This is a genomic window from Alcanivorax sediminis, from assembly GCF_009601165.1.
GTDB lineage: Bacteria > Pseudomonadota > Gammaproteobacteria > Pseudomonadales > Alcanivoracaceae > Alcanivorax > Alcanivorax sediminis.
Map to the genome: position 1 here is coordinate 1,109,470 of NZ_WIRE01000001.1, position 23,295 is coordinate 1,132,764.

General features: G+C 56.8%; 27 protein-coding genes. 21 read left to right on the top strand and 6 right to left on the bottom strand.

What is annotated here, in order from left to right:
• Nucleotides 1–4: 4 nt before the first annotated feature.
• Complete coding sequence (locus GFN93_RS04925) at nucleotides 5–742, top strand: Tim44 domain-containing protein (protein WP_208993722.1); 738 nt, start codon at nucleotides 5–7, stop codon at nucleotides 740–742.
• A 26-nt stretch (nucleotides 743–768) separates the two neighbouring features.
• Here GFN93_RS04925 and GFN93_RS04930 read toward each other — a convergent pair whose 3' ends face one another.
• On the bottom strand, nucleotides 769–1,797 hold the full coding sequence (locus GFN93_RS04930) for a hypothetical protein (RefSeq protein WP_153499414.1): 1,029 nt from the start codon (nucleotides 1,795–1,797) through the stop codon (nucleotides 769–771).
• Between the two features lie 107 nt (nucleotides 1,798–1,904).
• On the opposite strand from GFN93_RS04930, the gene GFN93_RS04935 reads away from it, so the two are divergent.
• The gene (locus GFN93_RS04935) at nucleotides 1,905–2,126 is read left to right on the top strand and encodes a VF530 family protein (RefSeq protein WP_153499416.1); all 222 of its coding nucleotides are present in this window, start codon (nucleotides 1,905–1,907) and stop codon (nucleotides 2,124–2,126) included.
• Here the strand turns inward: GFN93_RS04935 and GFN93_RS04940 are convergent.
• Nucleotides 2,116–2,760 (bottom strand): TetR/AcrR family transcriptional regulator, encoded by a 645-nt coding sequence (locus tag GFN93_RS04940; protein WP_153499417.1) that lies wholly within the window; start codon nucleotides 2,758–2,760, stop codon nucleotides 2,116–2,118. The genes GFN93_RS04935 and GFN93_RS04940 overlap by 11 nt on opposite strands.
• Before the next feature lie 71 nt (nucleotides 2,761–2,831).
• On the opposite strand from GFN93_RS04940, the gene GFN93_RS04945 reads away from it, so the two are divergent.
• Nucleotides 2,832–3,950 carry an oxygenase MpaB family protein gene (locus tag GFN93_RS04945; protein ID WP_153499419.1) on the top strand — a complete coding sequence of 373 codons (1,119 nt, stop codon included), beginning with the start codon at nucleotides 2,832–2,834 and terminating at the stop codon, nucleotides 3,948–3,950.
• A 94-nt stretch (nucleotides 3,951–4,044) separates the two neighbouring features.
• On the opposite strand, the gene GFN93_RS04950 is transcribed toward GFN93_RS04945, so the two are convergent.
• On the bottom strand, nucleotides 4,045–4,998 hold the full coding sequence (locus GFN93_RS04950) for an alpha/beta hydrolase (RefSeq protein ID WP_153499421.1): 954 nt from the start codon (nucleotides 4,996–4,998) through the stop codon (nucleotides 4,045–4,047).
• Between the two features lie 66 nt (nucleotides 4,999–5,064).
• On the opposite strand from GFN93_RS04950, the gene GFN93_RS04955 reads away from it, so the two are divergent.
• The 5 genes from GFN93_RS04955 to yghU all read left to right on the top strand — a co-directional run bounded on the left by GFN93_RS04955 (nucleotide 5,065) and on the right by yghU (nucleotide 10,561).
• Nucleotides 5,065–5,640 carry a TetR/AcrR family transcriptional regulator gene (locus GFN93_RS04955; protein ID WP_235901669.1) on the top strand — a complete coding sequence of 192 codons (576 nt, stop codon included), beginning with the start codon at nucleotides 5,065–5,067 and terminating at the stop codon, nucleotides 5,638–5,640.
• Between the two features lie 84 nt (nucleotides 5,641–5,724).
• Entirely contained in the window at nucleotides 5,725–6,681 is a 957-nt protein-coding gene (locus GFN93_RS04960; protein ID WP_153499423.1) for an MBL fold metallo-hydrolase, read from the top strand.
• A 146-nt stretch (nucleotides 6,682–6,827) separates the two neighbouring features.
• Nucleotides 6,828–7,658, top strand: a complete 831-nt coding sequence (locus GFN93_RS04965) for a metal-dependent hydrolase (protein WP_153499424.1) — start codon at nucleotides 6,828–6,830, stop codon at nucleotides 7,656–7,658.
• A 134-nt stretch (nucleotides 7,659–7,792) separates the two neighbouring features.
• Nucleotides 7,793–9,592 (top strand): ABCB family ABC transporter ATP-binding protein/permease, encoded by a 1,800-nt coding sequence (locus GFN93_RS04970; RefSeq protein WP_153499426.1) that lies wholly within the window; start codon nucleotides 7,793–7,795, stop codon nucleotides 9,590–9,592.
• A gap of 99 nt (nucleotides 9,593–9,691) precedes the next feature.
• The gene (yghU, locus tag GFN93_RS04975) at nucleotides 9,692–10,561 is read left to right on the top strand and encodes a glutathione-dependent disulfide-bond oxidoreductase (protein WP_153499428.1); all 870 of its coding nucleotides are present in this window, start codon (nucleotides 9,692–9,694) and stop codon (nucleotides 10,559–10,561) included.
• Between the two features lie 9 nt (nucleotides 10,562–10,570).
• Here the strand turns inward: yghU and GFN93_RS04980 are convergent, their stop codons facing one another.
• Nucleotides 10,571–10,990, bottom strand: coding sequence for a MerR family transcriptional regulator (locus GFN93_RS04980; protein ID WP_456236703.1), 420 nt, complete (start codon nucleotides 10,988–10,990; stop codon nucleotides 10,571–10,573).
• Nucleotides 10,991–11,069: 79 nt separating this feature from the next.
• Between GFN93_RS04980 and GFN93_RS04985 the strand changes: the two genes are divergently transcribed.
• From GFN93_RS04985 to GFN93_RS05025, 9 genes are all read left to right on the top strand, one after another.
• Complete coding sequence (locus tag GFN93_RS04985) at nucleotides 11,070–11,411, top strand: DUF3703 domain-containing protein (RefSeq protein WP_153499429.1); 342 nt, start codon at nucleotides 11,070–11,072, stop codon at nucleotides 11,409–11,411.
• A complete protein-coding gene (locus GFN93_RS04990; protein WP_153499431.1) occupies nucleotides 11,411–12,325 on the top strand; it encodes a cation diffusion facilitator family transporter in 915 nt (304 codons plus the stop codon). Before GFN93_RS04985 ends, GFN93_RS04990 begins: the two co-directional genes overlap by 1 nt.
• Nucleotides 12,322–12,768: a hypothetical protein gene (locus GFN93_RS04995; RefSeq protein ID WP_153499432.1), complete on the top strand. Its 447-nt coding sequence runs from the start codon at nucleotides 12,322–12,324 to the stop codon at nucleotides 12,766–12,768. The genes GFN93_RS04990 and GFN93_RS04995 overlap by 4 nt, the downstream gene beginning before the upstream one ends.
• Nucleotides 12,769–12,772: 4 nt before the next feature.
• Nucleotides 12,773–12,988, top strand: a complete 216-nt coding sequence (locus tag GFN93_RS05000) for a DUF3820 family protein (protein ID WP_153499434.1) — start codon at nucleotides 12,773–12,775, stop codon at nucleotides 12,986–12,988.
• 21 nt (nucleotides 12,989–13,009) lie between these two features.
• Nucleotides 13,010–13,693, top strand: a complete 684-nt coding sequence (locus GFN93_RS05005) for a DUF4336 domain-containing protein (protein ID WP_153499436.1) — start codon at nucleotides 13,010–13,012, stop codon at nucleotides 13,691–13,693.
• Nucleotides 13,694–13,926: 233 nt separating this feature from the next.
• A complete protein-coding gene (locus GFN93_RS05010; RefSeq protein ID WP_153499438.1) occupies nucleotides 13,927–14,862 on the top strand; it encodes a histone deacetylase family protein in 936 nt (311 codons plus the stop codon).
• On the top strand, nucleotides 14,859–15,236 hold the full coding sequence (locus GFN93_RS05015; protein ID WP_153499440.1) for a sirohydrochlorin chelatase: 378 nt from the start codon (nucleotides 14,859–14,861) through the stop codon (nucleotides 15,234–15,236). Before GFN93_RS05010 ends, GFN93_RS05015 begins: the two co-directional genes overlap by 4 nt.
• A gap of 167 nt (nucleotides 15,237–15,403) precedes the next feature.
• Complete coding sequence (locus GFN93_RS05020) at nucleotides 15,404–16,795, top strand: tetratricopeptide repeat protein (RefSeq protein WP_153499442.1); 1,392 nt, start codon at nucleotides 15,404–15,406, stop codon at nucleotides 16,793–16,795.
• A gap of 68 nt (nucleotides 16,796–16,863) precedes the next feature.
• The gene (locus GFN93_RS05025) at nucleotides 16,864–17,307 is read left to right on the top strand and encodes a hypothetical protein (protein ID WP_153499444.1); all 444 of its coding nucleotides are present in this window, start codon (nucleotides 16,864–16,866) and stop codon (nucleotides 17,305–17,307) included.
• Nucleotides 17,308–17,381: 74 nt separating this feature from the next.
• On the opposite strand, the gene speE is transcribed toward GFN93_RS05025, so the two are convergent.
• Nucleotides 17,382–18,242, bottom strand: a complete 861-nt coding sequence (speE, locus tag GFN93_RS05030) for a polyamine aminopropyltransferase (RefSeq protein ID WP_153499445.1) — start codon at nucleotides 18,240–18,242, stop codon at nucleotides 17,382–17,384.
• A gap of 186 nt (nucleotides 18,243–18,428) precedes the next feature.
• Here speE and speA point away from each other — a divergent pair, with 186 nt between their 5' ends.
• From speA to GFN93_RS05045, 3 genes are all read left to right on the top strand, one after another.
• The gene (gene speA, locus GFN93_RS05035) at nucleotides 18,429–20,309 is read left to right on the top strand and encodes a biosynthetic arginine decarboxylase (RefSeq protein WP_153499447.1); all 1,881 of its coding nucleotides are present in this window, start codon (nucleotides 18,429–18,431) and stop codon (nucleotides 20,307–20,309) included.
• Nucleotides 20,310–20,574: 265 nt separating this feature from the next.
• Nucleotides 20,575–20,919, top strand: coding sequence for a Rieske (2Fe-2S) protein (locus GFN93_RS05040; protein ID WP_153499449.1), 345 nt, complete (start codon nucleotides 20,575–20,577; stop codon nucleotides 20,917–20,919).
• Nucleotides 20,919–21,371 carry a DUF4112 domain-containing protein gene (locus GFN93_RS05045; protein ID WP_194285746.1) on the top strand — a complete coding sequence of 151 codons (453 nt, stop codon included), beginning with the start codon at nucleotides 20,919–20,921 and terminating at the stop codon, nucleotides 21,369–21,371. The genes GFN93_RS05040 and GFN93_RS05045 overlap by 1 nt, the downstream gene beginning before the upstream one ends.
• 229 nt (nucleotides 21,372–21,600) lie before the next feature.
• On the opposite strand, the gene GFN93_RS05050 is transcribed toward GFN93_RS05045, so the two are convergent.
• The gene (locus GFN93_RS05050; RefSeq protein ID WP_153499453.1) at nucleotides 21,601–22,269 is read right to left on the bottom strand and encodes a DUF523 domain-containing protein; all 669 of its coding nucleotides are present in this window, start codon (nucleotides 22,267–22,269) and stop codon (nucleotides 21,601–21,603) included.
• Nucleotides 22,270–22,310: 41 nt separating this feature from the next.
• Here GFN93_RS05050 and GFN93_RS05055 point away from each other — a divergent pair, with 41 nt between their 5' ends.
• Nucleotides 22,311–23,261, top strand: coding sequence for a 2-hydroxyacid dehydrogenase (locus GFN93_RS05055; protein WP_153499455.1), 951 nt, complete (start codon nucleotides 22,311–22,313; stop codon nucleotides 23,259–23,261).
• Nucleotides 23,262–23,295: the final 34 nt, after the last annotated feature.

Genomic DNA, 23,295 nt, shown 5'->3' on the forward strand with positions numbered 1-23,295 from the left:
TTGGATGATGACAGGCTGGAATCAACGCGGACTGATGCTGGCCACGATACTGTGGCTGGCCTGTGAGCCTGCGCTGGCAGGGCCGGGCGGCACCATTGCCAAGGCAGCGTTTGAAACCTTCTGGGGTCGGGTGGCGCTGGGCGCCCTGACGATCATTTTTCTGCCGCTGATCCTGATGGTGCTGGTGCGGGAAAAGCTGGCCGAACGTCGCACACGCAAGGACCTGCGATTCATGACCGAGCGGGATCCCCGGTTCGACTGGCTGACCATCCAGCAGCGAGCCAAGGACTGCTTTCACCGGGTGCATTCCGGTTGGGAGAAGGAAGACCTGACTCTGGTATCAGACTGGATGACCACCTGGTATTGGCAGAACCAGCAGCAGGTGTTTCTGGATAAATGGAAGCGCGAGGGGCTGGTTAATGTGTGCAATGTGAAGCGGATGGGCAAGATTCGTCCACTGTTGTTTGTGCATCGCAACCTCGGCCATGAGCATGAAGGCTCGCTGCTGGTGATTTCCATGACCGCTCACATGCAGGATTACCTGGCCAAACGTGTCGGCGGCCAGGTGGTCGAGGGCAGCAAGCGCTACAAGGAAGTGGAAACCGTGTGGTCGTTTACCATGGACGGCGGTGACTGGAAAGTATCCGATATCGAGGAAGGCGGTGTATCACTGGCCTATGCCAAGCTGATCGGCGAGTTGCCCCCAATAGAGACGACACTCAATAGCGACCTGTCTGCGTAAAGCGGTCAGGCAGGCCGCACCGCCAGTCAATTTGCCTGTGGCACGGCGATTGGCTTGTCCATGAACAGGGCGACACGGATCAGGTCCACATACATCTGGTCCTTGCCCGCATGACTGAGCAGTGACACGCTGCTGCCATCGCGCAGATTGAGCTGGATCTGACTGTTCACAAAACTTCTCTGCCCTGTCGTCAGCAACTGGTTGAGTTGCAGCGACTCCACCTCCCGAAATTCAATGGGTTGCCCGTTTGCATCCAGCTGGATCTGCTGACGTTGGCGATCAATGCGAGCAGACCCGGTGGTGAACATCAGCACATACAGTCCGGCCAGTGCGAACGGGATGGAGACCATCAGGCTGTTGGAGAGCGTGTTCCAGGGCAGTTCGGCGAGTGGGGTGGAGGTGCTGAGCAGCGTATCGACCAGATAGTAGACGTCTACCGCCAGTGTGCCCTGCGGGGCAAGCAGGAAGGCCAGCCCCATGGCCGTAAGGGTGCTGCTGCGGGTAACGCCCAGTTGGTGGCGGTTGCGGGGCTTGATGCGGCCGGTAACAAAATTACTGGCATTGCTGAGCGGGGCCGTGGTGTGACGAACCTGGCCTGGACTCAACTGTAATTGCGGGATCTCGTTCAGCTCGCTATTCCGCCAACGTTGTTCTTCCTTTGTCAGATGGTTGCTGCGCCCCGAGAGTGCCAGGCCAGCCATCACCACAAAAACCGCCAGCATAAAGCCATGGCCCACCCACTGACGTATCAGCGGCCGGTGAATGTGCTGCCCGGTTTTCTCAAGACCGGTAATGACGGTCGCCAGCTTTTCCCGGCTCTTGCTCAGGTGTCCGATCAGCCAGCGATCATGGTCGGATAGTCTGGGCTTGGCTTGCGTGCGTGCGATATCTTCATCCATGGCCTGCAGTTTGGCTTTCTGGTTGGCGATATTTTCCTGCAGACTGACCTGCATATTTTGCTGGTGTTGCCAGCTGGTTCTGATTTGACTGGCAACTTTGCCGATTCCCAGCAAAACAAAGATCACAACCAGTAAACTGAAAATGCCTTTTTTCATGGTGATGTCCAAAGCGGTCCATGCAGTCGTTCTGAAAAGAAGCGCGTATCATACAGCCTGTCAGCGTCGGCGACAGACCTGTCCGCTGAGCGAAGAGGAGGTTAGGCATGGCGGGATCACAAGCTAACAACCCGTTGCACGGGATTACCCTGGAACGTGTTGTCACCGAACTGGTCGAGCATTATGGCTGGGAAGTACTGGGTGACGAGATTCGTATCAATTGTTTTCTCAAGGACCCTTCCGTGAAGTCGAGCCTGAAGTTTCTGCGCAAGACTCCCTGGGCCAGGGAAAAGGTGGAGGCGCTTTACGTGGACACCTTTACCCGCTGACCGTGGCAGGCTGCCGGTAAAAGTAGCGGGTCATCAGGGTAACCACCTCTTCGACAATTTCCTCATCCCGGTAATACGGCACCGGTTCCAGTAAGTGCCGCGACAGAATCGCGGTACAGGCGTGAAGTGCCACATAGATGGCCCGGTCCAGATCTTCTACCTGCAGGCGGTCACGCTGGCGGGATAAAAAGCGATGCATGGCCTCCAGTAGACGGCGCTCAAATTCCTTGCCTTCTGGCAGGGCGCTGAGGGCATGCTGGCTCTGGATAAGCATGCCGAGCAGGCTGTCATTCTGTCGGAAGTACTGAATGCCCAGCGTGGCCCACAGTCGGGTGGAGTCTGCCACCGACGCTTCTCCGAGCCCTTCCAACAAGGCATTCAGGTGGCGGGTAAGGTCGTGCATGTGGGTTTGCAGCAGGGCGCTGAGCAGCGCCTGCTTGTGAGGAAAATACTGGTACAGGGTGGCAATGTTCACGTTGGCCTGCTCTGCCACCCGGTTGGTGGTCAGCGCATCCAGTCCGTGGGCCAGTATCAGCTCGCCGGTGGCAGCGATGATTCGCTCCACCGTCCGCCGGGCGCGGGGCTGGCTGGGCTGTTTCTTGAGTGAGCTTAATTGGAGGGGGAGTTCGGTCATAAAACCAAGTATTAACCAAGTGATTGCTTGGATTATGGTCGGTTAACAGCAAACTGCAAGAGATCCCCATCATGAACGCACCTGCAGCCATCGTGTCCCCACAAGACCAACCGGGCTGGGAAGCCCAATATTCAGACAGGGTGATGGATCGCATGCGCTATACCTGTGATCCGCTGGCCGATGCGGTGGCGACCCGTATAAAGCGTGGCCGTCCGGCGCAGATGCTGGATGAGGTGTATGCCCGGGCGAAGAGTGAAGGCGGGGTGTTCTCGGATTATGTGGATCACTGCCACACGATTCCGTCCTGGGTGGACTGGCAGCAGGTTGAGCATGCTGCGCGCGTCAATCTTGGCTTTGCCAATGTGCGTTCCATTGCCCTGTTGGTCAGCAGCCTGGTGGAAGGTTATTCACTGAGCAAGGCCACCCATGTGCTGGTGGCCACCGGGCGCCTGCATCAGGACGTACTGCGCCGTGTCTACGAGACCTCGCAGATGACCCACAACATGAATGTACCGGGCGGGCTGCGCCCTGGTGCCGAGGGGCATCGCACCGTCATGGAGGTGCGTTTGCTGCATGCCATGGTGCGCAAGTACCTGCGGGCGCAGGGCTGGGATACGAGTCTCTACGATGAGCCAATCAACCAGGAAGACATGGCCTTCACCGTGATCGAATTTGATTATCTTGCCCAACGAGGGATGGAGCGCATGGGCGCTGCACTCAATGCCGACGACAAGGCTGCGAGCCATCATCTGTGGCGTTTCATGGCCCATCTCAATGGTGTCTGTGAAGAGATGCTCACCGACTCGCTGGATGAGGAAATCTATCAGTACCAGCGCATCCGCGAGCGCCAGTACAGTCCCAATGAAGAGGGACGCATGCTGGCCCAGGCAGTGATCACCGCACTGGCACGGCAGCCGCCCTTCCATCTCTCTGAGGAATTGTTGTTCGAGCTGAGTCGTATCTGTCTTGGGGATGAACTGGCTGATGTGTATGAGTTACCACGCAGCGCGTTCTGGTGGCGTGCGGTGATGGCCTACAAGGGGATGAACAAGCTGGCGGCGTTCTCCCATTACCATGTGCCTGGGGCGGCAAGGGCAAGCGAAGCCATGAACATCCGCATGCTTCGCAGGGCATTACGCAAGAACTTGCCCGAGGATCCAGGCAAGCGAGCGTTTCGGCATATTTCTTGAGCATTGGGCCGTGGGTGCCTGAGTCGCTCCCATGCCATCATGCCGCAGGCGTTGATGGCATCAGCTGCCTTTCGCCATTGGCCTTGTTCGTCGTTCAAATCGCGGAAGCGAGGTTTGAAGGTGTGCATCCGGGAGAGAAGATCCGGTTCAGAAAGTCCAGCTGTTGAGAGATCACATCGGTGAAGACGGGTTCGAAGTAAGGCTCGAAGTGGTTGGCGTCGATACTTGCCAGGGTCAGGTTGGGGTTGCCGACAGCATGAATGGCGCTTTCCACGAAAGGGGCAACGGAATCGTTACTCGCGCCCAGCAGCAGGGTGGGAATGCGAATGTTCTTGAGATGTCTCACCGGGCGGTAGGGCCCCATGGTCAGCAGTGACCTTGCTGCGACGCGGTTATCGTAGCGCCACCCCATACTGATTTCCGCCAGCGTGAGCGCCTTGTTGGCATCATCACGATCCATGGAAGAAAACCCGCCTCGTTCGCTGACTACGGGGAGATACAGAGGGTGGCCTGGTTTGAGAAGATCGGCCAGGGCGTAAACCCCAAAGCGCAACAGCCGCGTCAAGGGCACGGCTTTTACTGCAGCAAGGCCATCGAGCATGGGGACCTGGGCGATGGCGCCAGCCAGCTCCGGGTGTTCCGCTGCCAGCTGCACTGCATGGCCGCCGCCAAATGAGGTGCCCCACAGCACGATACGTCTGGGATCGATGCCTTCCTGGCTTTTCAGGAAGGCCAGTGCGGCATCGCCATCAACTACCCGCTGGTGGGCGGAAATGACCTGACGGGGCATCCCTGCGCTGTCTCCCCAGCCGCGGTAATCGAACGACATCACGGCATAGCCCGCACGAGTGAACTCCTCGACGTACGAAGCCGTCATTGCATCCTGAATGCCTCCCCAGCCGTGCAGCATGAGAATAGCTGGCAATGATTCATCGCACGCTTTTGCCGGTCGGTGAAGCGTGGCGGCACACCAGGTGCCGGCCGAGTAGAAGCCGGTTCGACGACTCAAACAGGTTAGCTCTTTGGGGCTGTATCTCAGGGTATCCATAGCGTCCTCAATCATTCTTGTATGTCATTCAAGAGAAAAGGCTATCATTCTTGAATAGAATACAAGATGACTGTGCAGACTCAGGGAGGGCGCCCCTTGGCCAAGAACAAGCGGGATATTGATTTGAAGGTGAAGCGGGACGAGTTGGAGGTAGTGGCCAGTCGATTGTTTCTGTCATTGGGGTATGAAGGCACCTCTATGAACATGATTGCCCGTGAGTTGGGGGTCGCCCCCAATACGTTGTACTGGTACTACGCTAGCAAGGACGAATTGTTGGTGGGTGTGCTCAATCGCCAAATGTCCGCGTCGCTTGCCCGGTTGCCTGACATAGCGGACACGTCGCTTGCCGACAAGTTGGAGTGGGCGTTGAACGAGTTCGAGGAAAGTCGGGAGTTGGTCGGCACCGTCCATGCCAGGCTGGAGCAGTCGGCGGTTATTCATCAGTGGCACGAGCAGTTTCATGCTTTTGTTGAGGTGGCGGTGTCAGAGGCTCTGCAAATGGATGGGGTGAGCAGGGAACGAGCGTCAATGCTGGCTACCGTGGGCACTTTTGTTGTTGAAGGGTTGTTGGTGCACCCGCACAGCCAGCAACAACGGGATGCGATTTTCCAGTGGTTTGCCGAGAGTACCCGTGCCGGTTGAAGGCTTGCCACTTTGGTCTGCTGTGGGGGCAGAGTTCCCTGGGGTTATAGTGAAAAGACACCGCCCTTTTTTCAGGAATCACGCATGCCTTTTCAGAAGTATCACGCATTACCGTTCGGCATTACCCGCATCGATACGGCCATGGTGCATGAGGAGCTGGCCGCCTGCTATCTGATGGAGGCAGGCGATGAGTGCGCCATCATTGAAGCCGGTACCCACAATACCGTGCCCATCATTCTCGCTCTGCTGGACGAGAAGGGGATTAGCCGGGATGCGGTGAAATATGTCATTCCCACCCATGTGCATCTCGATCATGCCGGGGGCGTGGGTGGGCTGATGCAGGCGTTGCCCCAGGCCAGCCTGCTGATTCATCCCCGTGGCGCACGGCATATGATTGATCCATCGAAACTGAAAGCAGGCGCCACTGCGGTGTATGGAGAAGACACGTTTGCCCGGATCTATGGTGACGTGATTCCGGTGGACGAGCGTCGGGTGCGCATCATGCACGACGGTGACAGCGTGAGGCTGGCGGATCGCGAGCTGGTGTTCTACGACACCCCGGGTCATGCCCGTCATCATTTCTGTGTCTTTGATCCTCTGTCGAAGGGTATTTTCACTGGCGATACCTTCGGCCTGTCCTACCCTTCACTGGTGACCGAAAAAGGCCCCTTCATTTTGCCCACCACCACCCCGGTGCAGTTCGACCCGGAGGCGCTGAAGCGCTCCATCCGAAGATTGCTGGCATTGAATCCTGAGCGCATGTTCCTGACCCATTACGGAATGCTCGAGAACCCTGAGAAACCGGGCGAGCGGCTGCTGGCCATGGTGGACGACTATGTGGCTCTGGCTGAAAAGGCCGCACAGGAAGGGCCGGCCGATTTGCTGCTACGGCTGGAATCCGCCCTGCAGGCATACCTGTTTGCCAAGGCTCGCGACCATGGTGTTACCTTGTCGGAGGAGGCGCTGCAGGAGGCGCTGGGGTTTGATATCAACCTTAACAGTCAGGGACTGATGGTCTGGATTGAGCAACAACACACCTGAGAGACTGGATGCTGTGTCCCCTTTGGGCTCCGGCCCAAAATGATCGGCGAATGACGCGACATGACCTCGAGTGGGCCGTGCAGGCAGGGCATATTGCCTGAAGACAGTATTTATTCCGGCCCGCACAACAACAGCGAGGAGGCTCCATGACCGCACAAGCCCGCCTGCACAAGGCCATCGATATTACGGTGCGCAAGCTATCCTTGCGGCCCAGCATTCACATTGACCGCCATTTTCACAGCGGCGACCCGTTCCTGAGTGCGTTCTTTGCCGCCATGAGCAGTGTGTTCCCGGACGGCGAGCGTTTCTTCATCGACTCTGTGCGTCATTACCAGAAGCAGCTGAACGATCCGGAACTGGTGTTACAGGTACGCCGCTTCATCGGCCAGGAGGCCCACCATGGGCAGGAGCATGAAGCGTTCAATCAGTGGCTGACGGACAAGGGCTACCCGGTCGGTGAGACGCTGCGTCGTCTGGCTGAGGGTCTGACCGCGGCACGCCAGCGCCTGTCGGCACGCCAGCAGCTGGCCATGACGCTGGCGCTGGAGCACTTCACTGCCATCATGGCCAACCAGTTCCTGACCATGCCGGAACTGTCAGAGCAGATGCATCCGGAGATTCGTGAACTGTTCATCTGGCATGCCGTGGAAGAAACCGAGCACAAGGCTGTGGCATTCGATGTCTACCAGACCGTGGATGGAGGTTACTGGAACCGGGTGATGATTATGTTGCAGGTGACCCTGCTGTTCTGGCTTGCCATCACCCGGATCACCTGGCGCAACCTGAAAAGCGAAGGCAACGCTTCGTTCGGGCGCATGATGCGAGGCTACTGGTGGCTGCTGGCCCAACCGGGACCGCTGCGCAAGCTGTTGCCGGAGTACCTGGATTATTTCCGCCCGGGATTTCACCCCTGGGATCAGGATAACCGCGAACTGATCCGGCCATTGCAGGACAGCATGGCCAAATATGAGGTATAACAGGTGCACAGGCCATCGGTGTGCGCTACACATCATTGCTTGTAAAGCCCGCTCCGGCGGGCTTTTTTGTGCGCCTCTGTGGTCGGCGGGCGTTGCTATACTGTGGTCCCCATTCTTTCCAGAGCAGGTTTTTTATGCGCGGCATGAGCCATGACATTACCCCCAAGCCCATGGACTGGTCCGTGCTGAAAACCCTGTTTCCCTACCTGCTGGAATTCCGGGCACGTATCGCCCTGGCGGTGGTTTGCCTGGTGCTGGCCAAACTGGCCAGTGTTGGCCTGCCTTTTATTCTCAAGCACATTGTTGATGATCTGGATGCGGAGGGCGCCAGTCAGCTGATTACCCTGCCATTGGGATTATTGTTGGCCTACGGGGTCGTGCGCTTTTCCAATGTGCTGTTCGGCGAGTTGCGAGACACCCTGTTTGGCCGCGTTACCGAGCGCGCCATGCGCAGGGTGGGGCTGAAAGTGTTTCGCCACCTTCACGCGCTGGATCTGGATTTTCATCTCAACCGGCGTACCGGTGGCCTGTCCCGGGATATTGAAAGGGGCACCAATGGCATCAGTTTTCTGCTCCGTTTCATGGTCTTCAATATTCTTCCCACTCTGCTGGAAATCGGCATGGTGATCGGCCTGTTGCTGTGGAACTACGATGCCTGGTTTGCGGCGATCGTGACGGTGTCGGTGGCGGCCTATGTGGGCTTTTCCGTGTATGCCACCGAGTGGCGGCTTGCGTTTATTCGTGAGGCCAATCAGGCGGAATCCTCCAGCAGTACCCGTGCTATCGACAGCCTGCTCAATTACGAAACGGTGAAGTATTTCATCAACGAAAACTTTGAAGCGGACAACTACGACGAGAACCTGGCGCGCTGGGAAGACGCACGGCGCAAGAATCGCCTTTCCCTGTTTGCGCTCAATGGTGGCCAGTCGCTCATTATTGCGGCGGCGATGACGGCTGCCATGGTACTGGCTGCGGTGCAGGTCACTGACAAGGTGATGACGCTGGGTGATTTTGTGCTCATCAATGCGTTCATGATGCAGGTCTTCATGCCGCTGAATTTTCTTGGTTTTGTGTACCGGGAAATGAAAGGCGCGATGACCAACATCGAAAATATGTTTGCCATCCTGGACATTTCACCGAAGGTGGTGGATCAGGAGAATGCTGCTGCGTTGCAGGTGCGCGGCGGCGAGATTCATTTTGACAATGTGCACTTTGGTTACGGGGACAGCCGGGAAATTATTCGCGGTGCGAGTTTTACAGTGCCCTCCAGACAGAAGGTGGCCATCGTCGGCAGCAGTGGGGCTGGAAAGTCGACCCTGTTCAAGTTGCTGTTCCGTTTTTATGACGCGAGTGAGGGCGAGATTCGCATCGACGGGCAGTCAATCCGCACAGTGAGCCAGGACTCCTTGCGCAGCCAGATTGGTGTCGTGCCGCAGGATACGGTGCTGTTCAACACCAGCATTTTCGAAAATGTGCGTTACGGCCGGATCGATGCCACGGATGAAGAAGTGCGCGAGGCCATTCGTTTGGCGTATCTGTCTGATTTCATCGCGTCGCTGCCGAAGGGCGAGGCCACCATGGTGGGGGAGCGTGGGCTGAAATTGTCCGGCGGCGAAAAGCAGCGAGTATCCATTGCCCGAGCGTTGCTCAAGCAACCTCCGATCATGGTATTCGATGAAGCTACCTCCTCACTGGACAGCCATTCCGAGAAGATCATTCTCAAGGCGATTCAGGATATTTCCCATCAGCAGACGACCCTGGTGATCGCCCACCGTCTGTCTACCATCATGGATGCAGACCGCATCATCGTGCTCGACAAGGGGCGGGTGGCAGAGCAGGGCAGTCATGCGGAACTGCTGGCCCTGGGTGGACTGTACGCTCATCTGTGGGATGTGCAGCAGCATGAAAGCGGCGCAACAAACCCGAAAGATTGATTGAGTTGAAGAGTCTGATCGTTTTTTTGCCCTTGTTCCGGCCTCTGCTGCTGGCCATGATTGGCATACCATTCAGTCGTCCTACGACCAGGAGCCAGTATGTCTGACCCTACCTATACCCCGCCGAAAGTCTGGAAATGGGACAAGGAAAGCGGCGGCAAGTTTGCCAATATCAACCGCCCGATTGCCGGTGCCACCCATGACAAGGCATTGCAGGTGGGTAAGCACCCGCTCCAGCTGTATTCCCTTGCCACGCCCAATGGCGTCAAGGTCACGGTGATGCTGGAGGAACTGCTGGAGAAGGGGCACAAGGAGGCGGAGTACGATGCCTGGTTGATCAATATCCAGAATGGAGACCAGTTCGGCAGCGGTTTTGTTGAGGTGAACCCCAACTCCAAGATTCCGGCGTTGATGGATCACAGCGTTAACCCGCCACGACGGGTGTTCGAGTCAGGCAGTATCCTGTTGTATCTGGCGGAGAGATTTGGTGAGTTTCTGCCTTCGGAACCGGGTGCCCGTACCGAAGTGATGAACTGGTTGTTCTGGCAGATGGGCAGTGCGCCCATGCTTGGGGGTGGCTTTGGTCACTTCTATGCCTACGCGCCGGAAAAATACGAGTACCCGATCAACCGCTACACCATGGAAATCAAGCGGCAGCTGGATGTGCTGGATCGGCAGCTGGCGGAAAATGAGTACATTGCCGGAAGCGAATACAGCATTGCCGACATGGCCATCTGGCCCTGGTACGGGGCGCTGGTGACCAACAAGGTCTATGAAGCAGCAGAATTCATCGAAGCGCATACCTACAAGCATGTACTGCGCTGGAATGACCTGATTGCCCAGCGTCCGGCAGTGCAGCGTGGTCGCAAGGTGAACCGGGCCTGGGGTGAGCCGTCCAGTCAGCTCTGGGAACGTCACGATGCCAGTGACTTTGACAACAAGACGCTCGACAAACTGCAGCAGCCCTGACCTGCCCCGTTAATGATCATGGTCGCCAAGGCAGCGGCCATGATCACTCAGTGTTTCAATAACCCGGCATTCGCCGCTGTGTCCGTGGGCACAATCTTCAATCATTCGATCCAGTTCATTTCGCAGGGCGGTGAGTGAGCGAATGCGTTCCTGAACCGCATCCCGATGACGACGGGCAATGCTGTCAGCATGTTGGTGGGATGCGCTCAAATCCAGCAGTTCTCGGATATCGTCCAGGGTGAAACCCAGCGCCCTGCCATGACGAATAAATCGCAGTCGGTCGAGATGATGGCGATGGTAGCGTCGTTGCCCGCCTTCACTGCGTGCTGGTTCCGGCATCAGGCCAATCTTCTCGTAGTATCGAATGGTCTCCACTTTGCAGCCGGTGGCCTTGCTGAGCGAGCCTATGGAAAACAGGTTGTTCATCATTTTGTTCCGCAGGACTTGAACCTGTAGTCACTATAGCTTTTTTAATGGGGACATGGGACCAGATAATCAGGAGGAGCTCATGCACCCAAGACAGCGGCGGGCGTTTCAGTACACCATGAACCAGGCGCGCAATGCTTATCAGGCAGAGCAGTGGAGCGAGGCGTTTGCCTTGCTCGAGCAGGCGCATATTCTCGGCCAGCGCAGCACCCGGGCGCACACACTCAGTCACTGGTGGATGTTCAAGGTGGCCTGGCGTCAGCGGGATTGGCATGAGATTCGTGGCCAGTGGCTGCGTTTGCCAGCGGCACTGTTGATGTCGCGCCTGTGGGTGCCGGAGGGGAATACCGGCGGAGCCAATGTGAGCCCACTCAAGCCCATGCCGATTCCGGCGTCACTGAAAATGCATATGGAGACGCGCTGATGCATGGACATCCGCATTCCCACGGACACCACCACCATGCCGAGGAGGAGGGCAGGGCCATTGCGGTTGCCTTCTGGCTGAACTTTATCTTCACCATTATCGAATTTGTCGGCGGACTGATGGTGAACTCCGTCGCCATTCTTTCCGATGCAGTGCATGACCTGGGCGATACCCTGGCCATCGGCATGGGCTGGGCGCTGGGCAAGACCAGCCAGCGCAAGGCGGATAGCAAGTACAGCTATGGCTATCAGCGGCTGTCGGTACTGGCGGCGGTGATCAATGCGCTGGTGTTGATTGTCGGTTCCATATTCATCATCAGCGAGGCCGTACCGCGCTTGTGGGCACCGGAAATGCCGGACGCCACCGGCATGTTGTGGCTGGCGGTGCTGGGTGTGGTCGTCAATGGCCTGGGGGCATGGCGTTTGCTGAGGCAGTCGTCCATGAATGCCAGCATGATCCGCTGGCATCTGCTGGAGGATGTGCTCGGCTGGCTGGCTGTGTTGGTGGTTTCGCTGGTACTGATGGTCTGGGACGTGCCGATTCTGGACCCGATCCTGTCTATTGGCTTTACCCTGTTCATTCTGTTTAACGTTGCCCGCAATCTGTGGGCCTCGCTGAAGGTGTTTCTGCAAGCGGTGCCTGCGGATGTGGATGTGCAGGCGCTGGTTGCGCAGCTGTGCGAACCGCGACAGGTTGGGGGGGTACACCACGTGCATGTGTGGAGCCTGGATGGTGAGCACCATGTCTTCAGTGCCCATGTGGAGCTTCAGGGAGCGCCCCCGGTGGAAGAGGTTTTGGCCCTCAAGCAGCATTTCAGACAATTGGTAATGGACTATGGCTTTGCCCACTCCACCATCGAGTTTGAATGGCCCGAGGAGTCCTGCCGTCACGGGGAGGAAGGATTGGCGCCATGATGTATCTGCAGTTTCAGTCGGCGTTGCGTTCACCGGTAGAGCGGGTATGGGAGGGGGTCATGAGTGGCGCCGGAATCAATGATGAGATGCGTCCGCTGATAACCATGAGCATGCCTGATCCTGCCTGCCGTCTGGATGCCCTGGCGTTTCAACCCGGTGTGCCGTTGTTTCGAAGCCAGCTGCGGTTGTTCGGGATAGTGCCTGTGGGCGTGTCGCACCTGACCCTGCTGTCCCTGAGTCCCATGACGGGCTTTATTGAGCGGTCGCCGATGACGGGCATGCGGCAGTGGCGCCATGAAAGACACTTGGCCCCGGCCCCCGGGGGCTGTACGCTGCTGGACACTCTGGAATTCGAGCCGCGGTGTTTTCCCGGCGTGGCGCGGGCGCTGGTGTCGCTGCTGTTTCGGCATCGTCATCGTCGTTTGTGCCGTCGTTATGGCTGATGATATGGAATTTAAACAGGAAGACCTCAAGGCACTGGTGGAGCGCACCATGCCTTTTGGCAAGTATCAGGGGCGGGTGCTGATTGATCTGCCTGAAGAGTATTTGTTGTGGTTTGCGGACAAGGGCTTTCCGAAAGGGGAGCTGGGGCGCCTGATGGCCCTGGCCCTGATGCTGAAAATGGATGGCACTGAAAACCTGCTGGACCCGCTCAGGGCGTAAAGGACAAATGAGGAGACACCGATGTCACGCTTGCAACCGCTAGCCGATGGCCTATGGCACGTATCTGTACCCCATACCTTTGTTGGGCTGCATGTGGGCAGTCGTATGACAGTGGTAAAACTGTCTTCCGGTGGTTTGTTGCTACACTCGCCCATTCCGGTGGACGACGCGCTGGCTACGGAGCTGGCGTCACTGGGTGACGTGACTCACATCGTTTGCCCAAATCTCTTCCATCATGTTTTTGCTGGGGAAGTGAAGGCTCGTTATCCCGAGGCGCTGTTGCATGGCCCTGCCAAGCTGGCCAAAAAACGCAAGGATCTCAGCTTCGATGCGGTGTTGACGGAAACTCCGCATCCAGACTGGGGTAATGACTTCGAGCTGGTCTTCATTGAAGGCTCTTTGCTGAATGAAACCGTTTTCTTTCATCCCGCCAGCAGGACGCTGATCGCTGCAGACCTGATCGAGAACTTCAACGAATGTGACCATGGTTTTACCCGCTGGTACCTGAAAATCGGTGGCCTGTGGAAGAAGCCCGGCTGGCACCCGCTCCTGCGCCTGGTTTACCTGAGTCGTCGCAAGGCACGGGTGAGTGTGACCCGTATTCTCGAATGGCCCATCGAAAATCTCAGCCTGGCCCATGGTGATGTGATAGTTGGCAATGCACGCAACCAGATGTATGTGGGGCTGCGCTGGCTGTTGTCGTGATGAAAAACAGGATGCGCCTGGTTGAACAGCGAGTCTGCTTTATTATTCCGGAAAGGGTGAGATCGCTTCAGGCGTAGCATTCGCCCTGGCAAGCTGGGCGAGTGCTGTTATCACGCCTCCTCAGGCGCTACCACCCGGCAGGCAGGAAACCATTGAAGCGGAGAGCTGGAAGCCCATTGCCTCCTCTCGCTCGTCTGGTCACAATGCTTTCAAGAGTCCAGCCTCGGGTCGCTATGCTTCCCCTCGTTTATCACCCCGATTACAGTTTTCCCTTCCCCGGCGAACACCGCTTCCCGATGGAGAAGTTCGCGTTGCTGCACGATTATCTGCGCAGTAGTGGTATTGCCCATCGGGATAACGAGTATCGGCCGGGGCGGGCCCGGCAGAGCCTGCTGTCACAGGTGCATTGCCCGCAGTATGTTGACGCCATCGTGAACGGCAACCTGGATCAGAAGGCCCTGCGGCGGATGGGGTTGCCCTGGAGCGCTGGCCTGATCCGCCGGACCTGCATTGCTCCCATGGGTACCTTGCTCACCGCGCAGCTGGCCTTGCAGCACGGGCTGGCGTGCCATTTGGCGGGCGGTACTCATCACGCCCATTATGATTTCGGCTCCGGTTTCTGCCTCTTTAATGATCTGGCTTTCGCGGCTAAACAGGTGCTGGCCAGCGGCTCGGTGCAGAAAATCCTGATCTTTGATTGCGATGTCCATCAGGGCGATGGCACAGCGGCCATGCTGATGGAGGAGCCGCGAGCTTTTACCTGCTCTATTCACTGCGAGAAGAATTTTCCGGTAAGAAAGATGACCAGTGATCTGGATGTAGGGTTGCCGCTGGGGATGACGGATCAGGATTATCTGGATACGGTGTTTGAAACACTGGAATCTTTGCTTGAGCAAGTGAAGCCGGATCTGGTGTTCTATGATGCCGGCGTGGATGTCTATCATCATGACCCTCTTGGCCGTCTGGCCATCTCCTTGCAGGGGATAGCCGATCGGGATCATGGTGTGATTCGGCGTTGTCGGGACAAAGGTATACCGGTCGCCACGGTCATTGGCGGCGGCTACGATGATGACAGGCGGGCATTGGCTCGCCGTCACGCGCTGGTGATTGAGGAAGCGGCTAGAATAGCGGCCTTTTCAGAGAATCCATCACGGGAGGAGTCCACATGAGCAAGGCCCTGTTGATCATGGCCCATGGTAGCCGCAGCGAAACCGCTAACGACGAATTTCGTGCCCTGGTCGAAAAGGTGGCGGAATTCGCTCGCGCTAACGGTCAGGAATATGCCGCCGTGCTTCCCTGTTTTCTGGAGCTGGCCAAGCCATCGCTCATCGAGGCGATCCAGCAACTGGAACATCAGCCGGTGGATACGGTTCAGTTGTATCCCTTGTTTTTCAATAAGGGGAAGCATGTAGGCAAAGATATTCCGTTCCAGATCGACGAGGCCAGAGAACGGTTCCCGGAGCTGCAGGTGGAGCAGCTGGAGTACTTTGGTAGTGCGAAGGGCTTGGCTGCTTTTGTATTAGATCACCTCTCAACATTGTGAATTTCGAGGGAGTATAAAGGGGACCATTTTCGACGATCAGACAGATTGGACCATTTGACAGCCTCAACGGTTTGCGTCGATAACAGAATAAAACAACAATCAGCTTTCATCAGGATGATGAGCTAGTCAGAAAATGATGGAAAGGATGTCCGTAGATACCTCGTTGTATGCCTCCGGTGCACTCTGCCTGTCCTGACGATAATCAAGGAGGTATTGTGAAATTATCAATCGTGTTTTTCCTTCTCTCGGGATTGCTGGCCCCTGGGCTGACGCAAGCCTATGACAGTGCCCGTTTTATGGCTTCCGTGCGGGAAAAAAGCGCGATTTATCAGGAAATGGCGGACAGCAAGGAAATTCACAGCTTGATGCAGCAGGGCCGGATTGAAGAAGCAAATAACCTGCTGATTTCCCTGGTTCCCAACAAGGATAAAACAGCATCGGATTACTTCTTTCTCGGCAATATGCTTTATCAGATCGATCCCGAGCGTAGTGGCAAGTTAATGATGAAAGCCGAGCGTCTTGATACCGAGAACCCCTTTGTCTGGTTCGAGAGAGGGATGCATGAGCATCGAAAGGGAAATTATCGATCTGCGCAGGACTACTATCTGGCAGTTATTGATTCTGGTGTACAGGCAGAATCCCCGGTTTTGCCGGCCTATCTCGCGCACGTGTACCTGATGCTGAATCAGCCTGAGGACGCTCTGGCTGTTTGGTCCAAAGTGAATTTTCGGCAGCATCACACGAGTATTGAAAAAGCGATGTACCCGATTTTTTCTGACCGTAATCAGGAGGCGGAACGGACCAGGCTGATCAGCCGGATTCGACGGGGAGAGAAAGCGTTGCTTTGCGATCTGGCGGCTCTGGATAGTGAATGGGAAAGTGATTGGTGGAATTATGCTCCCAGAGAGAGCTACCTCGCCTTTGATGATGCCCTAGCCGGGGAGGTGCTGGATCCAGACGCTCCGCTGGCGGTGATCTATTCCCTGTGTCGTGATGCGGATACGGTTACTCCGGGAGAGTATCTTGCGCGTGTGAAGGGGTTGGGGCTGATTGATGGCGAGCAGCAGCTGCCTGGATCCCCACGGTTTGTCTATGATTTGGTCAGGCATTTGCTCTCGGAGCAAGAGATGTCAGCTGAAGAGGTGATGGCAAGGTGGGAGCGACGCTTGCTGGCGCTTGCCAAGTCGGATGCCGAGGCGAAGCCCTACTATGACGTTCTCGCGCATCTTTACGTTTCCACCGGCAATCAGGAGGCGCTGCGGGAGGTTGACCTTCATGGCTGGAAAAAACTGCACGAGCCCAACTATGCAATCAGTTATCTGGTGGGTGTTGCCGATAACGAAGCACTGCTTGAAAAATCGTTAAAAGCCGCGCTCAAGGATTTTCCTCATTCCGAGGGCGTTGCGAGAATCGAGTTGCAGACTGACCCGGAGAGCATTGAGGTACTGTCTCATTATGTGGCGACCCAGTTTGCCAACGTAAAGGAAAATTGGGCGGGGCCGTACCGTCTGGGGGATTATATGAGCAGCCTTTCTGTTCAACTGAAAAAGCTTAAATGATATCGAATTGGCCCTGATACTTAATACGTCGCTTGCGCAATCTGGGTCTGGCCTTTGGGGGTGGTGATATGCAGTGTGTGAAGACAATGTTTTGCCTTGTTCTTCTCCTGGCAGTCGTGGCTTGCTCGGCGGGGAGAGAAGGAGAAGGGAGTGCTACCGGAAGTTGCTATGATCAGGCTAAAGCTTTTTCTTCTGATTTTTTAGCAAGTGCTGAAGCGATACGGGAAGAAAAATTGTTCGAAGCTTCGATGATGATTCAGGGTAGTGCGGAAAACCAACAGGAAGTCGATAGCCTGGAGGCGATGTCCGAAATTTTCTTCGTTCCTGTGAATGAGCTGCACTCTTCTATCAAGCGTTCAATGGCTGTCACGGTGGAAGGTTACCGGGAGGCTGGAGATGGGGCTTCCTGTGAGGGCATGTTCGATCCCAATGATCGGGATAAGATTCTCGGCATGTATTCCGAGCTTTGGGATCAGGCTCTCGCAGCGCTTGCTGAGATGGCTGGCGGTTGACGTATAGAGGGCTGGGTTGAGATCGCCAGCCGGGCAAAGAACCCCCTTCTGCATCCTGGAAGGGGGGCGTATCTTTAGCCCTTGATGGCCTTGGTCATGAAGGGCGGCAATACCAGTGCACCTTTATGAATGGCGGCGGAGTAGTACTGGGTGTCGAAACCTTTCCCGGTGGCATCCGCTTCGCGGAACTCGCCCACATTGGTGTTCTTGCCCGCCATGGTGCAGCTCCACCAGCCGCTCGGATACACCGGCTGCGGGAACGGCAGGGTCTGGGTGCTGGTAAAGCCGGCTTCACGCATGTTGGCGTGCAAATCCTTGATGATGGTGTCGCTGTGCAGCAGCGGTGATTCCGATTGCTGCACAATGATGCCACCTTCGGCCAGCACGCGGTGGCAATCGCGGAAGAAGTCGGCCTTGAACAGGCCTTCCGCCGGGCCGACCGGGTCGGTGGAATCCACGATGATCACGTCCACACTGCCATCGGCACAATCACGCATGTACTGCACGCCGTCTTCAAACAACAGCTCGGCACGGGGATCGTCGTTGGATTCGCACAGCTCCGGGAAGTACTTCTCGGAGTAGCGGGTCACCATCTCGTCGATATCAATCTGGGTGGCTTTCTCTACACCCGGATGACGCAGTACTTCACGCAGGGTGCCGCAGTCGCCGCCGCCAATGATGACCACGCGTTTCGGGTTGGCATGACTGAACAGCACCGGGTGCGACATCATTTCGTGATAGAGGAAATTGTCACGAGTAGTGAGCATGGTGGCGCCATCGATGGTCATCAGGTAACCGAAACTGTCGGTCTCCCACATCTCGATGTGTTGATACTCGGTCTGTACCTCTTCCAGCTTCTGCTTCAGACGCAGGCCGAAGGCGGTGCCAGCGCTGTCAAAGTGCTCGTAAAACCAGTTGTCTTGGGTGCTGCTCATGGGCCTTTCCGGTGGGTGGGAGCGCTGTGGCTCCTGTGATGGTTAATAGTCGCGATTGTAAGACCTCAGCCCCCCCTGTCAAAGGGCTAAAAAGGGATGCGACGAGCGGCAGCAGGCAGGCATAATGGCGCCAAAGAGCGTGCCAGTGTGGTGCGTGTTGCATGTCAGCGTTTAACAGGACAGGTAATGACCGATTCAAGCTCCGTACCGGCCAGCGAGATCTACAATGTGGACCGCTGGGGTGACAGCTACTTCCGCATCGATCAGGGCGGCGAGTTGTGTGTGCGACCCAATGGTGAACAGGGCGGCGAAGCCACCCTGGAAGCCGTGCTGGAGGCCTGTCGAGCCGCCGGGCTGCGTGCGCCGGTGTTGGCAAGGTTTTCCGGAATCCTGCGCCAGCGGGTCAAGCAGCTGGCAGGTGCTTTCCGCGAGGCCATTGACGGTCATGGCTATCAGGGCCAGTACACCCCGGTGTACCCCATCAAGGTGAACCAGCAGCGCCGGGTAGTGCATGAGATCATCCGTGCCCGTGAAGACGGTGAGCGCATCGGTCTGGAAGCCGGCTCCAAGCCGGAGCTGCTGGCCGTACTGGCATTGTCCAACCCCGGCGACACGATCGTCTGTAACGGCTACAAGGATGCGGAGTACCTGCGTCTGGCGCTGATGGGCGAGCGACTGGGCTTCCACGTGCATATTGTGGTGGAGAAAATGTCCGAGCTGCCTGCCCTGCTGCGTATTGCCGATGAGCTGGGTGTGTCACCCCGCATCGGCTTGCGGGTGCGGCTGATGAGCATCAGCAAGGGCAACTGGCAGAACACCGGTGGAGAGAAATCCAAGTTCGGCTTGAGCGCGCCGCAGCTGATGAGCGCCATCGAACACTGTCGTCAGGCGGGCCGGCTGGATTGCGTCAGGTTGCTGCATTTTCATCTGGGCTCCCAGGTGGCCAATATCCAGGATATCAAGGCGGGTATGCGCGAAGCGGCCCGTTACTACGCCGAGATGCGAGCACTGGGCGCGGCGGTGGAAACCGTGGACGTGGGCGGCGGTCTGGGCGTCGATTACGAGGGTACCCACTCACGCTCCTATTGCTCCATGAACTACGGGGTGGCGGACTATGCCCGCCACATCGTGCAGACCCTGCAGCAGCAGTGTCATCAGCGCGGGCTGCCCGAGCCCAACATCATTTCCGAGTCTGGCCGAGCCCTGACGGCGCATCATGCGGTGTTGCTGGTCAATATCACCGATCAGGAGTCCCTGTCGCCGGTCACGGTGGCGGCACCTGGCAATGACGACGCAACAGAACTGCATCAGCTCTGGGAGCTTCAACAACAGCTCCAGGGCAAGGCGGGCAATTTGCTGGAGCGTTTCTCCGAGGTGGTGGGCGCATGGCAAGATATTCATCAGCGCTATCTGGCAGGGGATCTTGGTCTGGATGCCCGCGCCCGTGGCGAGCAGTTGTATATCAATTGCTTGCTGGCCCTGCGTGCTCGCCTTAACCCGCTACGCAAACAGCAGCGTGATTTGCTCGACAAGCTGAACGAAACGCTGGCCGACAAGCTGTTCGTGAATTTCTCTGTGTTTCAGTCGGTGCCAGATGTGTGGGGGATCAATCAGGTCTTCCCGGTGTTGCCACTGTCGGGCCTCAACCAGCCTGTGACCCGGCGCGCGGTTTTGCAGGATATTACCTGTGACTCTGATGGCCGCATCGACCAGTTTGTGGATGGCGAAGGGGTGGAGTCTTCGCTGCCGTTGCCGGATGATATCAACGGCCATCTAGGCATCTTCATGGTAGGGGCTTATCAGGAAATCCTCGGTGACATGCATAACCTGTTCGGTGATACCGACTCGGTGGATGTGGATGTAACTGACGATGGCCAGATCGTCCTTGATCATGCCATTCAGGGCGATACGGTGAGCTCTGTGCTGCGCTATGTGAACTACGACCCGGATCGTCTGCTGGAAACCCTGGAAAAGAACTGCCGCCAGGCCCATTTGAGCTCAGATGAGCAAGATGGCTTCATTGAACTGGTAAGGGAAGGGCTGGCAGGGTATACCTATCTGGAATGATTTCGAGCTACGAGCTACGCTCGATTGGAAAGTTAAACCCAAAATAGTGCCCGGGTTTTTCGAAGAACGGAAACGCCTTCCAAATCGTCGAGTTCGGCGACAGGCAGGATCTGATGCCCCTTAGGAGATTCAACTTGTTGAACGAAGGGCTTTCCGTCGGCATGGTCTCTGTAGAATGGCCAGCCTCCCATTCTGCCAACAAGTTAGTTCTTCGGGGGTGTTTCTAGCCGCTCGAAGCTTTTTCCCCGCCAGCAAGGAGTGCAAGATGCGTTACGAATTGTGTGCCAGTAGTGAAATCCCGGAAGGAAAGAGCAAGGCCATGCAGGCCGGTGAGACCAAGTTGGTGGTGTATCACCTGAGCGATGGGTTCTATGCTACACAGGCTCGTTGCAGTCACATGTTTGCCTCTCTCGGCAAAGGCAAAATTGTGGATGACAAGTGCGTCCAGTGCCCGCTGCACCGCGCTCGTTTCGATATTCGTACGGGCGATGTGAGCGAGTGGGCCAATTTCCCTCCCGGTGTACAGCTGCTGAACGTGGTCCGCGGTGAGAAAAAACTGGATACCTGGCCAGTCAGTGAAGAGAACGGCCAGTTGTTCGTGGAGATCTGATGGCGGTCAGTGAAGAAAAGCAGCGCGCAGCGCTGGCGCGGCTGGACAAGTTCAGCCGCTTTACCGACAGCAGTATCGGTATTCCTTTCACAAAATTCCGGTTTGGTGCGGAAGCCCTTATCGGTTTGATTCCCGGCATCGGTGACGTGGCAGGTCTTGCGCTTTCGAGCTATGTGCTGATCGAGGCGCAGCGGGCGGGGGCAAGCAACAAGGTGAAGCTGCGTATGGTGCGCAACATGCTCATCGATTTCGCCGGCGGGTTGTTGCCGGTGGTGGGCGATGCGTTCGATGCTATCTACAAGGCCAACACCCGCAATACCGCGCTGCTTCGCCGCTACCTGGAAGAACAGCTGGAAATCGAACCACCGCCGAAACCTTTCCCCTGGGGAACATTGATTGGCCTGTCGATCCTGTTCGCCATTTTGACCGGCGGTTTGACGTTGATTCTTTAACAAGAAAAATGTCGCCAGCAGGCTGGCTTCTACGGCAGATTTCTTCTTTGATCGTTTCTCGACTGGTGACCTGTCAGATAAAGGAAGGGCTGTTCGAGTTACGAGTGGCGAGTTTCGAAAGACAAAACCGGAAAGCGGTAAGGATTGAAGGTTTTCGCAACTCGCTTCGCTCCGTTCCTGCAGTTGATCCGGGATTCGTCTTTTAGCTATTAACTATTAATTGCCTTTTCTAGTGCATGGCCTGCCCAAGTCGCGACAGATAATGCTGAAAGTTGGTCTTCAACGGTTCTTCCAGTAATTCGCTTTTCTCAAGGCGCTCCTGCAGCCAGCTGCCCTGATGGTCATTGTGGTGCCACTGCTGATAACAGAAAACCTGTATCACGAATTGTTTCAGGAAGGCCGGTTTTTCCAGGTCACTCTCGTTGGCCAGGGCAATGCGTGGATAAAGTTCGTGAAGCTTGCGGGCGAAGGCGCCGGAGCCGGTGGCAATCTCGTTGCCATGTTCGTCATGAATCGGGGTGGTGAGGTGGCCGCAACTGGGAGAGCGAGCCTTGAGCACGAACCCGCACAGGGGCTCCCCCAGGTTTGCAGCAATGTTCTCAAGAGACTCGGTGTAGTCCATGGAAGGGTTGTTTACTGCTTTAACTCGTTGAGCATCGTCAAACTGCACGACCTGAATGGGGGGGCGGGGAATGGGCAAGCCGATGCTGACTTCCGGGCAGGTTTCACGAAAACGCATCAGCGGCGCCAGCTGGTGCATGACAATACCATTATGCTTGTGATCACCGTCGTAACGAACTCTCTGGCCAGTGAGGCAGGCGCTGACTCCGATCACCGGCTTTTGCCACTCCTGGCGGGGTAGTGAAAACCCCATTTCTTCCAGTAGATCCGTTAGCATGGGTGCTCCCTTTTCATTCTTGCCGCTGAAGGACTTTGATCATGCAGGGCGTCTTTCTCGATTCGGAAACCGTGAACCCCGATGAACTGGACTTCAGCGCACTGGATGCGCTGATGCCCTGGACCTTTTTCCCCTATACGGCCCCGGCACAGCGAGTCGAGCGCTTGCAGGGGGCGCAGGTGGTTATCACCAACAAGGTGGTGCTGGATGCCGATACCCTTGCTGCCTGCCCTGCGCTCAAGCTTATCTGTATTTGTGCCACGGGTACCAATAATGTGGACCTGAACGCCGCCCGGGATCAAGGCATTGTGGTGTGCAATGTGTCCGGCTATGCGCGGGCTTCGGTGGCGCAGCACAGCCTGATGCTGATGCTCACCCTGGCCACCCACTGTTTGCAGTACGATCGGGCAGTGAAACGGGGCGACTGGAGTGAGGCACGGCAGTTTTGTCTGCTCGATTACCCGATCATGGAACTGGCGGGCAAAACCCTCGGTATTATTGGCTACGGTGATCTGGGCCGAGAAACGGGTCGGCTTGCGGAGGCCTTTGGCATGAAGGTGATCGCGGCGCAGTCTTTCAGTGGCCGCAGCCATGAGGGCCGTTTGCCGTTATCTGAGTTACTGCCGCAAGCCGATGTGATCAGCTTGCATTGCCCTCTCACCGCCCAGACCGACAAGCTGGTGGACGCTGCCTTCCTTTCGCAAATGAAGCCAGGTGCCTTGCTGATCAATACAGCCCGGGGCGGGCTGGTGGATGAGCCTGCACTGGCCGAGGCGTTGCGTAGTGGCCAACTGGGTGGTGCCGGCCTGGATGTGCTCAGCAGCGAACCACCGCCCCGCGACCATGTGCTGCTGGCAAAAGATATTCCAAACCTGATTATCACCCCGCACAACGCCTGGGGTACCCGCGAGTGCCGGCAACGGTTGCTGGATGGAGTGGTCAGTAATATCCAGAATTGGCGGGCGGGTGCAGCGACCAATGTGGTGAATTAAAACAGAAGTTTCGAGTGGCGAGTTTCGAGTTGCG

Bases quoted from the DNA above. Each gene is read 5' to 3' on its own strand.
- GFN93_RS04925 (WP_208993722.1), top strand. From the start codon at position 5: ATGATGACAGGCTGGAATCAACGCGGACTGATGCTGGCCACGATACTG.
- GFN93_RS04930 (WP_153499414.1), bottom strand. From the start codon at position 1,797: ATGAAAAAAGGCATTTTCAGTTTACTGGTTGTGATCTTTGTTTTGCTG.
- GFN93_RS04935 (WP_153499416.1), top strand. From the start codon at position 1,905: ATGGCGGGATCACAAGCTAACAACCCGTTGCACGGGATTACCCTGGAA.
- GFN93_RS04940 (WP_153499417.1), bottom strand. From the start codon at position 2,760: ATGACCGAACTCCCCCTCCAATTAAGCTCACTCAAGAAACAGCCCAGC.
- GFN93_RS04945 (WP_153499419.1), top strand. From the start codon at position 2,832: ATGAACGCACCTGCAGCCATCGTGTCCCCACAAGACCAACCGGGCTGG.
- GFN93_RS04950 (WP_153499421.1), bottom strand. From the start codon at position 4,998: ATGGATACCCTGAGATACAGCCCCAAAGAGCTAACCTGTTTGAGTCGT.
- GFN93_RS04955 (WP_235901669.1), top strand. From the start codon at position 5,065: ATGACTGTGCAGACTCAGGGAGGGCGCCCCTTGGCCAAGAACAAGCGG.
- GFN93_RS04960 (WP_153499423.1), top strand. From the start codon at position 5,725: ATGCCTTTTCAGAAGTATCACGCATTACCGTTCGGCATTACCCGCATC.
- GFN93_RS04965 (WP_153499424.1), top strand. From the start codon at position 6,828: ATGACCGCACAAGCCCGCCTGCACAAGGCCATCGATATTACGGTGCGC.
- GFN93_RS04970 (WP_153499426.1), top strand. From the start codon at position 7,793: ATGCGCGGCATGAGCCATGACATTACCCCCAAGCCCATGGACTGGTCC.
- yghU (WP_153499428.1), top strand. From the start codon at position 9,692: ATGTCTGACCCTACCTATACCCCGCCGAAAGTCTGGAAATGGGACAAG.
- GFN93_RS04980 (WP_456236703.1), bottom strand. From the start codon at position 10,990: ATGATGAACAACCTGTTTTCCATAGGCTCGCTCAGCAAGGCCACCGGC.
- GFN93_RS04985 (WP_153499429.1), top strand. From the start codon at position 11,070: ATGCACCCAAGACAGCGGCGGGCGTTTCAGTACACCATGAACCAGGCG.
- GFN93_RS04990 (WP_153499431.1), top strand. From the start codon at position 11,411: ATGCATGGACATCCGCATTCCCACGGACACCACCACCATGCCGAGGAG.
- GFN93_RS04995 (WP_153499432.1), top strand. From the start codon at position 12,322: ATGATGTATCTGCAGTTTCAGTCGGCGTTGCGTTCACCGGTAGAGCGG.
- GFN93_RS05000 (WP_153499434.1), top strand. From the start codon at position 12,773: ATGGAATTTAAACAGGAAGACCTCAAGGCACTGGTGGAGCGCACCATG.
- GFN93_RS05005 (WP_153499436.1), top strand. From the start codon at position 13,010: ATGTCACGCTTGCAACCGCTAGCCGATGGCCTATGGCACGTATCTGTA.
- GFN93_RS05010 (WP_153499438.1), top strand. From the start codon at position 13,927: ATGCTTCCCCTCGTTTATCACCCCGATTACAGTTTTCCCTTCCCCGGC.
- GFN93_RS05015 (WP_153499440.1), top strand. From the start codon at position 14,859: ATGAGCAAGGCCCTGTTGATCATGGCCCATGGTAGCCGCAGCGAAACC.
- GFN93_RS05020 (WP_153499442.1), top strand. From the start codon at position 15,404: ATGCCTCCGGTGCACTCTGCCTGTCCTGACGATAATCAAGGAGGTATT.
- GFN93_RS05025 (WP_153499444.1), top strand. From the start codon at position 16,864: ATGCAGTGTGTGAAGACAATGTTTTGCCTTGTTCTTCTCCTGGCAGTC.
- speE (WP_153499445.1), bottom strand. From the start codon at position 18,242: ATGAGCAGCACCCAAGACAACTGGTTTTACGAGCACTTTGACAGCGCT.
- speA (WP_153499447.1), top strand. From the start codon at position 18,429: ATGACCGATTCAAGCTCCGTACCGGCCAGCGAGATCTACAATGTGGAC.
- GFN93_RS05040 (WP_153499449.1), top strand. From the start codon at position 20,575: ATGCGTTACGAATTGTGTGCCAGTAGTGAAATCCCGGAAGGAAAGAGC.
- GFN93_RS05045 (WP_194285746.1), top strand. From the start codon at position 20,919: ATGGCGGTCAGTGAAGAAAAGCAGCGCGCAGCGCTGGCGCGGCTGGAC.
- GFN93_RS05050 (WP_153499453.1), bottom strand. From the start codon at position 22,269: ATGCTAACGGATCTACTGGAAGAAATGGGGTTTTCACTACCCCGCCAG.
- GFN93_RS05055 (WP_153499455.1), top strand. From the start codon at position 22,311: ATGCAGGGCGTCTTTCTCGATTCGGAAACCGTGAACCCCGATGAACTG.